This is a genomic window from Capnocytophaga sp. CM59 (genome assembly GCF_000293175.1).
Classification (GTDB): domain Bacteria; phylum Bacteroidota; class Bacteroidia; order Flavobacteriales; family Flavobacteriaceae; genus Capnocytophaga; species Capnocytophaga granulosa.
Map to the genome: position 1 here is coordinate 1 of NZ_ALNN01000006.1, position 12,868 is coordinate 12,868.

At 46.0% G+C, this 12,868-nt stretch carries 13 protein-coding genes; 4 read left to right on the top strand and 9 right to left on the bottom strand.

Features of this window, described 5'->3' with window-relative positions:
- The 5 genes from HMPREF1154_RS02115 to HMPREF1154_RS02135 all read right to left on the bottom strand — a co-directional run.
- Positions 1-351 (bottom strand): transposase (locus HMPREF1154_RS02115; RefSeq protein ID WP_034566716.1); only part of this gene is annotated, 351 nt, incomplete at its 3' end.
- Between the two features lie 108 nt (positions 352-459).
- Entirely contained in the window at positions 460-2,328 is a 1,869-nt protein-coding gene (locus HMPREF1154_RS02120; RefSeq protein WP_009640917.1) for an ABC-F family ATP-binding cassette domain-containing protein, read from the bottom strand.
- Positions 2,329-2,354: 26 nt separating this feature from the next.
- Positions 2,355-2,855: a hypothetical protein gene (locus tag HMPREF1154_RS02125; protein WP_009640908.1), complete on the bottom strand. Its 501-nt coding sequence runs from the start codon at positions 2,853-2,855 to the stop codon at positions 2,355-2,357.
- A gap of 6 nt (positions 2,856-2,861) precedes the next feature.
- Positions 2,862-4,520: a DNA repair protein RecN gene (gene recN, locus HMPREF1154_RS02130; protein WP_009640903.1), complete on the bottom strand. Its 1,659-nt coding sequence runs from the start codon at positions 4,518-4,520 to the stop codon at positions 2,862-2,864.
- A gap of 116 nt (positions 4,521-4,636) precedes the next feature.
- On the bottom strand, positions 4,637-5,149 hold the full coding sequence (locus tag HMPREF1154_RS02135; RefSeq protein ID WP_009640904.1) for a nitroreductase family protein: 513 nt from the start codon (positions 5,147-5,149) through the stop codon (positions 4,637-4,639).
- A 303-nt stretch (positions 5,150-5,452) separates the two neighbouring features.
- Here HMPREF1154_RS02135 and HMPREF1154_RS02140 point away from each other — a divergent pair, with 303 nt between their 5' ends.
- The 4 genes from HMPREF1154_RS02140 to HMPREF1154_RS02155 all read left to right on the top strand — a co-directional run bounded on the left by HMPREF1154_RS02140 (position 5,453) and on the right by HMPREF1154_RS02155 (position 8,652).
- On the top strand, positions 5,453-5,785 hold the full coding sequence (locus HMPREF1154_RS02140) for a HipA N-terminal domain-containing protein (RefSeq protein WP_016420892.1): 333 nt from the start codon (positions 5,453-5,455) through the stop codon (positions 5,783-5,785).
- Positions 5,778-6,752, top strand: coding sequence for a HipA domain-containing protein (locus tag HMPREF1154_RS02145; protein WP_009640911.1), 975 nt, complete (start codon positions 5,778-5,780; stop codon positions 6,750-6,752). The genes HMPREF1154_RS02140 and HMPREF1154_RS02145 overlap by 8 nt, the downstream gene beginning before the upstream one ends.
- A gap of 111 nt (positions 6,753-6,863) precedes the next feature.
- On the top strand, positions 6,864-8,159 hold the full coding sequence (gene hemL / locus HMPREF1154_RS02150; protein ID WP_009640918.1) for a glutamate-1-semialdehyde 2,1-aminomutase: 1,296 nt from the start codon (positions 6,864-6,866) through the stop codon (positions 8,157-8,159).
- A 214-nt stretch (positions 8,160-8,373) separates the two neighbouring features.
- A complete protein-coding gene (locus HMPREF1154_RS02155) occupies positions 8,374-8,652 on the top strand; it encodes a hypothetical protein (RefSeq protein ID WP_034566720.1) in 279 nt (92 codons plus the stop codon).
- On the opposite strand, the gene HMPREF1154_RS02160 is transcribed toward HMPREF1154_RS02155, so the two are convergent.
- From HMPREF1154_RS02160 to tig, 4 genes are all read right to left on the bottom strand, one after another.
- Positions 8,649-9,503, bottom strand: a complete 855-nt coding sequence (locus tag HMPREF1154_RS02160; RefSeq protein ID WP_009640897.1) for a glycerophosphodiester phosphodiesterase family protein — start codon at positions 9,501-9,503, stop codon at positions 8,649-8,651. The genes HMPREF1154_RS02155 and HMPREF1154_RS02160 overlap by 4 nt on opposite strands.
- Before the next feature lie 68 nt (positions 9,504-9,571).
- Complete coding sequence (gene clpX, locus HMPREF1154_RS02165; RefSeq protein ID WP_009640906.1) at positions 9,572-10,819, bottom strand: ATP-dependent Clp protease ATP-binding subunit ClpX; 1,248 nt, start codon at positions 10,817-10,819, stop codon at positions 9,572-9,574.
- 20 nt (positions 10,820-10,839) lie between these two features.
- Positions 10,840-11,502 (bottom strand): ATP-dependent Clp endopeptidase proteolytic subunit ClpP, encoded by a 663-nt coding sequence (gene clpP, locus HMPREF1154_RS02170; protein ID WP_009640912.1) that lies wholly within the window; start codon positions 11,500-11,502, stop codon positions 10,840-10,842.
- Between the two features lie 10 nt (positions 11,503-11,512).
- Positions 11,513-12,838, bottom strand: coding sequence for a trigger factor (tig, locus tag HMPREF1154_RS02175; RefSeq protein WP_009640913.1), 1,326 nt, complete (start codon positions 12,836-12,838; stop codon positions 11,513-11,515).
- Positions 12,839-12,868 lie beyond the last annotated feature (30 nt).

The following is a 12,868-nucleotide window of genomic DNA, read 5'->3' on the forward strand; positions in this document are numbered from 1 at the left end:
TTCGGACTTTTTTTTTAAATCTGTACCAAACATCTCATCACTCACTTCAATAACTGTTTGATTGACTTTATTCTCTAATGCTAATTCTGCATAAGCTTTCTTTAAAGCTGCTAATTCTTTTCTAAGTAGCTCAATTTCTCTTACTTCATCTTTTGTTTCCACGCGTACAACTTTGTTTAATAGGTGATTCTTTCCATATTTTTCGAGCCAATTCTGAATTGTAGAGCCGCCTTTTATATCATATTTACGACGACAATCTTCTATACTCAATCCATTTTTCTCGATCTCTTCAACGATACTTAGCTTAAAGCAATCACTGTACCGAACTAATGCTTTCTGCTTCTTTGTCATGCCTTTTATACTTGTTTTAAGATTTATACTTGTCAATCTATTTCAGGACATGACACTAACCACTAACTACTGACCACTAACTACTGACCACTAACCACTGTCTTCTGACTACTGATCACTATCTTTCATGGAGAGTTCCAGCCAGCGGTCGCCTTTCTCCTCCAGAAGGGCGAGTACTTCGCTGAGGGTTTGGGATTGTTCTTGTAGCTCCTCAGTGGAGAGAGAGGCCTCGGCGAAGAGGGCTTCTATGGCTTGTTTCTGTGCTTCCAGCTGGGCAATTTCCTTTTCCAAACGGGCTAATTCGCGTTGTTCACTTTGGGAAAGGGGACTGTTGGCACCACGCCAGGAGTTCTTTTGGGTAGGGGCTTTCTCCTCGGTTTTGGCGGTTTCTTTAGGGGTAGATTGCTCATAGACAAAGTAGTCGGAGTAGTTGCCAGGAAAGTCTTGCACCTCTCCCCCGCCCTTGAAGACGAAGAGGTGATCCACAATCTTATCCATGAAATAGCGGTCGTGAGAGACAATCACCAAGCAGCCCTCATAGTCCAAAAGGAACTCCTCCAAGACATTGAGCGTAACGATGTCAAGGTCATTGGTTGGCTCGTCCAGAATGAGGAAGTTAGGGTTCTGAATCAGTACGGTACAGAGGTATAGGCGCTTGCGCTCCCCCCCACTAAGTTTTTCTACATAGTCGTATTGCTTCTTGCGATCAAAGAGAAAACGCTCCAAGAGCTGGGCGGCTGAGAGGGTGCGCCCCTTGAGTAGTGGAATGTATTCGCCGTATTTCTTGATCACATCTATGACCTTCTCCTGTGGGTTGATCTCAATGCCCTGCTGGGTGTAGTAGCCAAATTGTACCGTCTCCCCTATGATGATTTTACCTGCATCGGGGGCAATTTTGCCTGTGAGCAGGTTTAGGAAGGTACTCTTGCCTGTACCATTCTTGCCTACAATACCTACCCGCTCGCCCCGCTTGAATACATAGGAGAAGTGGTCAAGGATCGTTTTCTCAGGGAATTTCTTTACCACATTGTGCAGCTCCACAATCTTGCTTCCCAAGCGCTGCATGGCAATCTCCAGCTCTACCACATGCTCGCGGCGGCGCTTCTGGGCTTGCTCCTTGATAATCGCAAAATCATCAATACGCGATTTGCTCTTGGTAGTACGCGCCTTGGGCTGCCTACGTATCCAATCTAACTCACGTACATATAGGTTTTTTGCCTTTTCTTGAGAGGCCTGCTCCTGCTGTAGACGTTGCTCTTTTTTCTCCAAAAAATAGCTGTAATTTCCTTTGTAGCTATAAAGGGTACCCTCGTCCAATTCCACAATCTCATTGCAGACGCGCTCCAAGAAATAGCGGTCGTGGGTGACCATGAAGAGCGTCATTTTCTCCTTGGCAAAGAAGTTCTCCAACCACTCAATCATCTCAAGGTCAAGATGGTTGGTAGGCTCGTCAAGGAAGATAAGGTCGGGCTTACTGATGAGTACATTGGCCAATGCCAATCTTTTGCGCTGACCTCCTGAGAGGTGCTTGATGGGCAGGTGCAGGTCGGTGAGTTTCAGTTGGAAGAGGATTTGCTTGTATTGGGTCTCGAAGTCCCAAGCCTCGTGCCGCTCCATAGCCTCAAAAGCCTTTTGGTAGGCTGCTTCGTCTTCGGGGTGTTCGAGGGCATGTTCGTACTGCTGAATGACCTTCAGAATAGGGTTTTCCTCTTGGAAGATATAGTCTTCTATACTTAAATCTTCAGGCAGTGCAGGCTCTTGAGAGAGAAAGGCTATTTTTAGTCCCTTGCGAGAGACTACCTGCCCTGTATCGGGCGTATCTTCTCCAATAAGGATTTTTAACAGCGAACTCTTCCCTGCCCCATTCTTAGCGATAAGGGCTATTTTTTGGTCTTTGTTGATACCGAAAGACACATTTTCGAAGAGCACCCGCTCCCCATAGGCTTTGGATATGTTTTCTACAGATAAATAATTCAAATTGAGGGTATTTTAAGAGTTTGTTATTAGTCTTTGAGAAAGATTACTTCGTCTTTTACAGGGATATGTTGTTCTATAAAATAGGCTTTTAAGGCTTCATAATCCTTATATTCAATCCACAGATGTAGGATGCGACCTTTTTCTTTTGTGAATAAGTCTAAGAAGGGCTTACTCATTTTATATCTCTCCTCTGAGAGATTGAAAAAATAAGCCATTTTGATAGCATCTTTCTCCAAAGAATATAAAATCTGTTCTTTATAATGTATTTTTAGCCTCTCACCACGGATAACGAGGGTGTATAAGGTGTACTTGTACTCTTTGAAAATCATTATGAGTGTATAAATGATTATCGAAGTGGTAGCTACTACCAGAAGAATACGTAACAGAAAACCTATTGGGTCAAGAGTGTCTGTTAGAAAGCTATGGCTTACGCCACTAACAAAAAAAGTAGTTAGGGCGAGTATTAATATTCTGTTTCCCCATTCCATAGCAGTAAGGCTCCTTCCTTGGATAGTTAGGTGAGTCATAAGTTTCTAACTTTTTGAAAGAAGTTGCTTGGCGTGTTCCCTTGCCGATTCAGTGATGTCCTTTCCTCCGAGCATCTGGGCGATTTCCTCTATGCGCTCCTCTGGGCTAAGCTCTTGGAACTGGGTAGTGGTGCGGCCTGCGATGTCGGTTTTGTATATCTTGATATGTACATCGCCTTTGCTGGCTACCTGTGGGAGGTGAGAGATAGCAAATACCTGTCGGCTCTGGCTCATCTGCTTCATGATCTCTCCCATTTTGTGGGCTATTTCTCCAGAAACTCCCGTGTCTATCTCGTCAAAGATGATGGTAGGCAGGGCAATCTTGGTAGCCAGCAGATGCTTGATGGTGAGCATGATACGAGAGAGTTCCCCTCCAGAGGCGGTTTTCTTAAGCAGCCCGAAGTTGCCCCCTTTGTTGGCTGAAAAGAGGAAGGAAAGACTATCGTTGCCCTTGGCCAAATACTGCTCGGTAGGGGTCAGGCTGATTTGGAATTGGGCATTGGGCATACCCAAGTCCTTAAGGGAGGCCTGTAGGCTCTTGGTAAGGGTAGGCAATACCTTTTCACGCGCCTTATGGAGCTTCTGAGCAAGGGCACTCAGGCCTTCGAGGGCTTTATCTACCTCCTTTTGAGCTATTTCTATATCCCCCTCTATGTTTTCCATTTGGGCGACTTTCGCCTCAAGGGCTTCCTCTATGGCGATAAGTTCCGATACGGTCGTTACTTTGTGCTTTTTCTGTAGGTCGTAGAGCTTTTGGAGCTTCTTCTGTACGCGGACGAGCTTCTTGGGGTCAAACTCCACATTCTCCGCCAGGTCATACACCTCACGGGAGAGGTCGTCCAGCTCTATATACACCGCATCAATACGCTCATAGAGTTCGTTGTACTGGGGTGAATAGCTGCTCAGCGTAGAAAAGAGTGAGGAGAGGTCGCGCATCTGGGTCATGATACCTTGCTCCTCCTCGGCCAGCAGATTGGCCGCCTCGGTGAGGTTGTCCCTGATGGTCTCGCTGTTGGAGGCTTGGGTATAGAAAGCCTCTAGCTCCTCTTGCATACCTTCCTCCAAATCAATTTCTTGTAACTCTCCCAAGACAAAGGTATTATAATCGTGCTCCTTCTGGGTGTTCTCTTGGAAGTCCTTGAGCTCTTGTAGCTTTTTGGCTTGTTGCTTATACACCTTTAGGGCGGCTTGGTATTGTTCCAGCAGTGGGGTGTTCTCGGCCAAGGCGTCTATGAGGAAGAATTGGAAATCCTCCTCGCTGAGCTGTTGGGTATCATGTTGGGAATGGATATCAATGAGCGCCTTGGCTAGCGTAGAGAGTACGTCCAAGGTAACAGGGCTGTCATTGACAAAGGCACGGGACTTACCCGAAGGGAGAATCTCTCGGCGGATAATGGTTAGCGGTTCATAGTCCAGCTCCTGCTGTTTGAAAAAATCGGCTAAGGCATAGTTCTCTATGGCAAACTCGGCCTCCACTACACATTTTTCCTCCTTGTTTCTCAAGGCACTGAGGTCTGCCCTACGGCCTAAGACCAAGGCAAGCGCATCCAAGAGGATAGACTTCCCAGAGCCTGTCTCCCCTGTGATAATAGTAAAGCCCTTAGAGAAATGAATCTTGATATCCTCAATAAGGGCAAAGTTCTTAATAGCTAATGATTGTAACACGAATTCAATGATTAATGTTCAATGATTAATGTTCAATGATTAATGTTCAATGATTAATGTTCAATGATTGAATAACAATAGTATTAATCATTAATCATTGCTGGCATTAATCATTATTAAAGGTTTCCTATAAAAAAGATTCCATAGCACTCTTGGTTTTCGCTAAGGTGCAAGAAGTCCTTGAGCTTAGGGCCAAAGGCAGGGGAACCCCAGTAGCAGCCTAGCTCGTAGGCGGTGCATAGCAGATACATGTTCTGTACAGCCATAGCCACGGCAGCGACTTCCTCCCACTGGGGTACCTTACCGCTGAACTCCACCGAGATGGAGATAATCGTATCGGTCTTGGCCACCTTTTGGGCAAGAGTATCGTAGGTTTCCTGAGAGAATTTCTCCGCGGGCACATGTCCCTTATAGAGGCGTTGGAGTTCAGCTCCTAGGGCAGTTTTCTCCTCCCCACGGAAGGCTTTCAGTCGCCAAGGCTTGGTTTTCTTATGGTTAGGGGCATAAGTGGCGATGTCCAAAATATCGTCTATCACTTCCTGAGGGATAGGCTCCCCAGTATAGTCCGCAGGGAAAGTACTCTTGCGGGCTTTGATGATGTGTTTTACTAAGGTTGCAGTAGTATTCATGATTATTAGGTTTAATGCCAGCAATGATCAATGCCAGCCAAATAATTATGGGTGCAAATATACAAAATTTAACGGGTAATGATTAATGATTCACGGTTAATTTTTTAGTTAAGGAATAAAAAGGTCTTAGCAATAAAGAGTTTAAGCCCACTAATCCCCATTCCCCCACAACTCACAACTCAAAAACTTTTCTTGACTTTCCCTCTAAAATATCGTACCTTTGCATTTGTTTTAGTTACCAGTGGTCAGAAGTCAGTGGTCAGAAGTTACTATTCACTGTTCACTATTCACTATTCACTTATTATGCGGCAAGCAAAAGTACTTTACAAAGGTGCCCTTTCGGGGGTAGTAACTCAGGGAGACGACGGGGCTTTCCGTTTCGTCTATGATCCCTTGTGGCTGGCCGATACTAAGGCACCTCCCATCAGCCTTGCCATGCCTAAGCAGGCGGAGCCTTATACTTCAGAGGGGCTGTTTCCTGTGCTGTTCAACCTATTGCCTGAGGGGGAGAATAGGACACTGCTTTGCCGTGCCTTTCGGTTAGACCAAGATGATGACTTTGGCTTGCTCCTGTGTATAGCCAAGCATGATACCATTGGCGCCATTACCGTTGCAGAAATCAAAGAAAATGAATAAGCTACCCTCTATAAACGTATGTCCTGCTCTGCTCACACAAGGCTTCCATACCTATAGTCCTGAGGCACTCCAGCGATTGTTTGCACAGGCCAAGGTATCTCATTTGTTGCCTTTTGCCTTGCAGACCTTCCAAGAGCGCTTTTGGGAAAACAGAAAAGCCATGTCCCTCTCTGGCTATCAAGACAAGTATTCCCTTGTCTTGGAGGGAAATCGGCTAAGCCTAAGCCAAGCAGCCAAGAGAGGGGGCTATATCCTAAAGCCTATCTCCCCCATGCCTAAAAATCGGGAATTTGCTCCAGCGAACGAACACCTTACCATGCAACTCGCCGCACAGGTATTCGGTATAGAAACAGCAGAGAATGCTATGATTTTCTTTGCCGATGGTGCGCCTGCTTACCTTGTTAAGCGCTTTGACATAAGCCCCTCTGGGGATAAATTGGCTGTAGAGGACTTCGCTTCTTTACTGGGCAGAGCTCCGCAAACACATGGCGGGAATTACAAATACCACGGTAGTTATTACGAGTTGTTCCAAGCCCTCAAGCAGTTTCTCCCTTCTTGGGAGGCACAGGCCGAGCGCTTATTTCGTTTGCTGCTCTTTAACTACCTCTTTTCCAATGGAGATGCTCACTTGAAAAACTTTTCCTTGATAGAGGACGGCCATGGCAGCTTTCGCTTAAGCCCTGCCTATGACCTGCTCAATACAAGGCTGCATATAGAGGACACCGATTTTGCTCTTACCGAGGGACTACTGCCCAAAGCACAAGGAGGTATTCGCCAGCAATTCATTGCCTTAGCCAGTGCGGTAGGTCTTGACAGCGAATGGACTCTAAGCACCCTTGAGCAGATGACCTCTCACAGTCAAGAAGTAGAAACACTTGTGAGCCGTTCCTTTCTTAGCCCACGCCTCCAGCGCAATTACTTACAAGGCTACCAAAGAAGGGTAAAGAAACTCAAAAACGAAAAGTGAAGAACTATTCTCTATTCGCTTTTCACTAATCACTAAAAAGTCGTATCTTTGCAGTTGTTTTACCTGTCAGGCATTGACCATTGACCATTAACCATTAACAATTAAAAAAAGATGTTATCATACAAAAGAAGCAGTGCGCTCTTTCAAGCAGCGCAACAGGTACTTCCTGGGGGGGTGAACTCTCCTGTGCGTGCCTTTAATTCAGTAGGGGGTAGCCCTGTATTTGTAGAACGAGCCCAGGGGGCTTACCTCTACGATGCCGATGGCAATAAGCTCATTGACTATATCGCCTCATGGGGGCCACTACTCTTCGGTCATGCGTATGCCCCTGTGATAGAAGCCGTTACCGAGCGAGCTAAAAAAGGCACCTCCTTCGGTATGCCTACCGAGGTAGAGACCCAGATTGCTGAAAAAGCACTCTCTATGGTGCCCCATGTGGAAAAAATACGCTTTGTCAATAGTGGTACCGAGGCTTGTATGAGTGCTATTCGCTTAGCACGTGGCTATACCAAGCGGGAAAAGATTATCAAGTTTGCAGGCTGCTACCATGGCCATTCGGATTCTTTCTTGATTGCGGCAGGCAGTGGCGCCACTACCTTCGGCGTACCTAATAGCCCAGGGGTTACTCAAGGCACTGCCAAGGACACCCTACTGGCCACCTATAACGATTTGGATTCGGTAAAAGCCCTTTTCGCTGCCCACCCCCAGCAGATTGCTGCCATTATAGTAGAGCCTATCGCGGGTAATATGGGCTGTGTCTTGCCTGCAAAAGGCTTCTTGGAAGGCCTTCGCACCCTATGTGATGAGCAGGGTGCCCTCCTTATCTTGGACGAGGTGATGACGGGCTTCCGATTGGCCAAAGGAGGTGCTCAAGAGGCTTTGAATATCAAGGCAGACTTAGTAACTTTTGGTAAGGTCATCGGAGGCGGGCTCCCAGTGGCGGCTTTTGCTGCCCGAACCGAGATTATGGATCACTTAGCCCCTACAGGTGCTGTCTATCAGGCAGGTACCCTCAGCGGAAATCCTTTGGCGATGAGTGCAGGGCTGGCCATGCTCACCGAGATAGAAAATAGGCCAGAGGTATTCGATAGCTTGGCCAAGAAAACCGCCTACTTGCACGCAGGATTTGAAAAAGTATTTGCTCAAGCGGGTATCCCTGTACAGATCAATCGCTTTGGCTCTATGTGTTCGGTCTTTTTCAGTGAGACACCTGTAACCGACTTTGCCTCCGCCCAGCGTGCCGATCATAGCCGTTTCAAGAAGTACTTTCATGCGCTTCTCTCTCGTGGTATCTACTTGCCACCTAGCGGTTACGAAAGCTACTTCCTCAACGATGCCCTCTCCTACACCGACCTTGACGCTACCATCGCCGCCCTTCAGGACGCTGTAGAAAAAGGGGAAATATAATTAACTATCGCAGGAAAACCTATACTCTAATTCATTAGGAAGCAATAAATTGCGTTTCTACATAGGACTATGCTAGGCAAGGAACTACCTTAGCCACCACCTATGTAGAGACGCAATTTATTGCGTCTAATCACTAATTCCTACCTATACTCCCCAGCCCCTATCACTTCCCTATCATGAAGTACTATCTCGGTTTGCTAAGGTTTCCTATACGATGAGCAAGGCCCGTAAGCCTTATCATAGCAACCTAAGAGTGCAAGTGGCAGGCCTAAGTATACAAGCCACTTGTAACCAACAAAAAAAGCAGCGCCGTAACGCTGCTTGTAAGGTTAAGGAAAGCAAAAGCATATCCCCTTATGAGTACTCCTGTGCGGTAAGCCACAAGCACTCCAAAGCGGCAGCCCTCATGCTAGATAAAAACCGCATAAGACCCCCATGTGTGGCATTAATCATTAATGGCATTAAATCATTAATTAGTGACATTAATCATTAAAATTTTGGTGCAAAAGGTCTATCAGTAGAGAATATCTGTATACCTTTCTGTGCCCATTCTTTGTAGAGATGGTCGCCACGGGCTTCAGCGCGCTTGTCTAAGTTACCAAGGGTACCGAGAATGGAGGGGATTCTAAGCTCATTGAGTTTTTTGTAAAGACTGTCATCAGCCAAGTGTACCCCAGTGAAAGCCACCAATTTGTCCTTGTGAATACCTGTTTCCAAGATACGATCCAGTTCGTCCTGATTGCGTACCGTAACCGAGATAAGCATCTCAGGAGCTACGCGATAGAGGGCTTTGGCTTGTTCCACATTGTAGCTGATAAGTACCACTTGCCCTTGCATCTGCTCGGCACGTACCAGTTCGGCTACCTTGCTATAGGAAATCCCCTTTTTGAAATCCAACATCAGGTAGGCATTGTGTTGCTTACACCAAGCCAATACGTCCTTTAGTAGCGGTATTTGAAAAGTGGTTTCTTTGCCAAAATCATCTTTGAGACGTTCCTTGAGCAGCGCCTCGGTGCTCATTTGGGAAACGATGCCTTGCCCTGTAGCAGTACGACCGAGTTTGTCATCGTGCATGAGCATAAGATCGCCATCCGTACTTTCAAAGATGTCTATCTCAAAGCTGTGGATACCCTTTTTGGAAAGATACTGAATCGTCTGCAAGCAGTTCTCTGGATAGCCTGCGATGCCCTTGCCTGCACGGTGAGCAGAAACGATGGGTTTATCAGCAAAATAAATCTGGTTGGTAATCACATCCTTCTGTGGGGCAATCTGCCCAGAAGAATTGTGCTTACAAGCTACTACTCCCAAGAGTAATAGAAGAGATAATAAAAAAGTCTTTTTCATGTTTTCTACGTTAAAAAAAGGATATAGACGCCTTGCAGCTCTATATCCTTACAACTATTCCTAAACTATTATGCACTAAGTAGGTGTTGGGTAAAGCCCGATTTGGTGAGTTTATCCTCAGCATAAGCACGGGTAACTACCAAGCTCTTTTCCCCTGTACCAGGTAGGGAGAACATCGCATCGGTGAGGATACTCTCACAGAGCGAACGTAATCCACGCGCACCAAGCTTGTACTCTAAGGCTTTTTCTACAATGAAATTCAGCGCATCTTCCTCAAAGGAAAGCGAGATATCATCCATGCCGAAAAGTTTGATATATTGCTTAATAATGGCGTTCTTTGGCTCGGTGAGGATCATGCGGAGGGTTTCCTTATCCAGTGGGTTCATATAGGTAAGCACGGGAAGTCGGCCGATGATCTCAGGGATAAGCCCAAAATCTCTTAGATCCTTGTGAGTTACATACTGGAGTAGGTTCTTATCATCTACACGGGTCTCCTTGGAGGTATTGTAGCCCACTGCTTGGCGGTTCATGCGTTTGGCAATGATCTGTTCTATACCATCGAAGGCGCCCCCTGCGATAAAGAGGATATGCTCGGTATTGACTTCTATATACTTTTGGTCAGGGTGCTTACGCCCTCCCTTGGGGGGTACATTTACAATAGAGCCTTCCAAGAGTTTGAGCAAGGCGTGTTGTACCCCTTCGCCTGATACATCACGGGTGATAGAGGGATTGTCGCCTTTGCGCGCGATCTTGTCTATCTCGTCTATAAAGACGATACCGCGCTCGGCTCTATCCACATCGTAGTCAGCTGCTTGTAGCAGACGCGTGAGGATACTCTCCACGTCCTCCCCTACATAACCTGCTTCGGTAAAGACAGTGGCATCTACAATGGCCAAAGGTACATTGAGCATCTGTGCAATGGTACGTGCCATAAGGGTCTTACCTGTCCCTGTTTGCCCAACCATCACGATATTACTTTTTTGTATTTCCACTTCATGCTCATCGCGCTCTTGTAGCAGTCGCTTGTAGTGGTTGTACACTGCTACAGAAAGCACCTTTTTAGTAGCCTCTTGCCCGATGACATATTGGTCAAGGAAGCCCTTGATTTCTGTAGGTTTCTTTAGCAGAAGGTCTTTGTTGAGTGCCATGATGGCCTTCTTCTTGTTGTTCTCTATCTCAGAACGCCAGATACTTGCCGCTTGCTCTATACAAAAATTACAGATATATACATTGCTCTCTACACCGCTGGAGACAAGGAAAACATCCTTTCCCGAATGCCTCCCACAGAAGGAACATACTTCAGTTGATGAACTCATAATATTTGAATGTTAAGGGGTTATTTTTGTCGGATAAGCACCTCGTCTATCATACCGAAGTCTTTGGCTTCGCTGGCGATCATCCAGTAGTCACGGTCTCCTGTACGGATAACCTCCTCAGTGGATTTGCCTGAATGGCGTGCGATGATAAGGGCTAATTCTTCTTTGATTTTTAGGATCTCACGGGCGGTGATTTCTATATCACTGGCTTGCCCTTGTGCGCCTCCCAATGGTTGGTGAATCATCACACGGGAGTGGGGTAGGGCTGAGCGCTTCCCATGAGCACCCGCACAGAGCAGCACTGCGGCCATGGAAGCGGCCATACCTGTACAGATGGTAGCTACATCGGGCTTGATGAATTGCATAGTGTCGTAGATCCCCAAGCCTGAATACACCTCACCCCCTGGGGAGTTGATGTATATCTGTATGTCCTTACTGGCATCCACGCTTTCCAAGAAAAGCAATTGGGCTTGTATAATATTGGCTACATTCGAATTAACATCAGTACCCAAGAAGATGATTCTGTCCATCATAAGTCGTGAGAACACGTCCATCTGCGCTACATTCAGCTGGCGTTCTTCCACAATATAGGGAGTCATGCTGCTGACGATCGCATCGTAGTACATGCTGCTGATGCCTCTATGTTGGGTAGCATATTTTTTAAATTCTTTTGAATAATCCATGTCTTGTTAATTAGTGATGGTGTTGGTGTGAATAGAACTTTTCTATAAAAGAGTCTATATCAATCTCTATTTTGTTCAAGTTGGCTTTTTCTTTGTAGAACTGTATGAGCTTGCCTCCGGTGAGTTCGCGGTGAATGCGTTCTACTTCTGCACGTTCTTTTAGGGTATTGTTTACAAAGTTGTCCAACTCTTTCTTTCCGATTTCAAACAAGCCAAAGCGTGCCATCTGAGCGCGGATTGCGTTTTCACAGAACTCGCGGATTTCATCGTAAGACACCTGTAGGTTGTTGTCCTTTATGATCTTGCCTTCTATAAGTTGGTAGCGTAGGCCTTTTTCAGATTTTTCGTAGTCTTCGGCCGCTTCTTCTTCAGTGATAGGGTTTTCACTAGTGGCGCGAATCCAGCGCTTGAGGAAGTCAGCAGGAAGGTCGAACTTGGTTCTTTCCAAAAGAGTTTCAGTGGCATCGTCCAAAAGGCGTACATCGCAAGAGTGGTCAAAGTCTTCTTTGATACTCTTGGCTACCTTCTCGCGGAAAGCCTCTTCGGTAGTGGTATCAGGATATACTTTTTGGAAGAACTCCTCGTTCATCTCTGCCAAAATCTGCTCTTGGATTTTCTCTACAGTGAAAGTTACTTCTATATCTAGGTCGTGTACCTCATCGTGTGGTTTATCAAGGGCTTGCATAAGCATATGTGGATCCTTGAAAAGGCCTTTCGTGGAGAGGGTAAGTTGGTCACCTACCTTTTTGCCTTTGAGTGCTTCTAAGGCTTTTTCGCCCAATTGTGCAGCGGTGAAAGTGAAGAATTTGTCTATATGTTCCGCTTCATTGAAGAAAGTACCTGAAATCTGGCTTTTCTCAGTGATGCTATCGCTCTCCTCGTAATAGCCGAAGTGGCCACGGAGGTGCTCTATCTGAGTATCTATTTCCTTATCAGTTACTTTGATATCGTAGTAGTCAATAGGTTGGCTTAGGTCAATGGTAAATTCAGGTTCCAAGCCTATTTCAAAAACAAGCTTGTGGTGATCGCCGCCAAAGTTGGCATCTGAACCTTCCTCTTTAGGAATAGGCTGGCCTAGTAGCTGGAGCTTCTCCTGATCGATGAAATCATTCAAAGACTGACTGATGAGTTTGTTAAGCTCATCCATCTGTATGGCCTTTTCATATTGTTTTTTAATCATTCCCATAGGCACATGTCCTTTGCGGAAGCCTGGGACAGAAGCATTCTTACGATAGTTGTTCAGTGCTTCCTCTACCTTTCCTTGGTAGTCGGCCTTGTCAATCTCTAAGGTAATTACGGCATTAAGCGCGTCTATTTGTTCTTTGCTAATCTTCATTAGGATTGGTTTTTTATGAAATAATTCAGC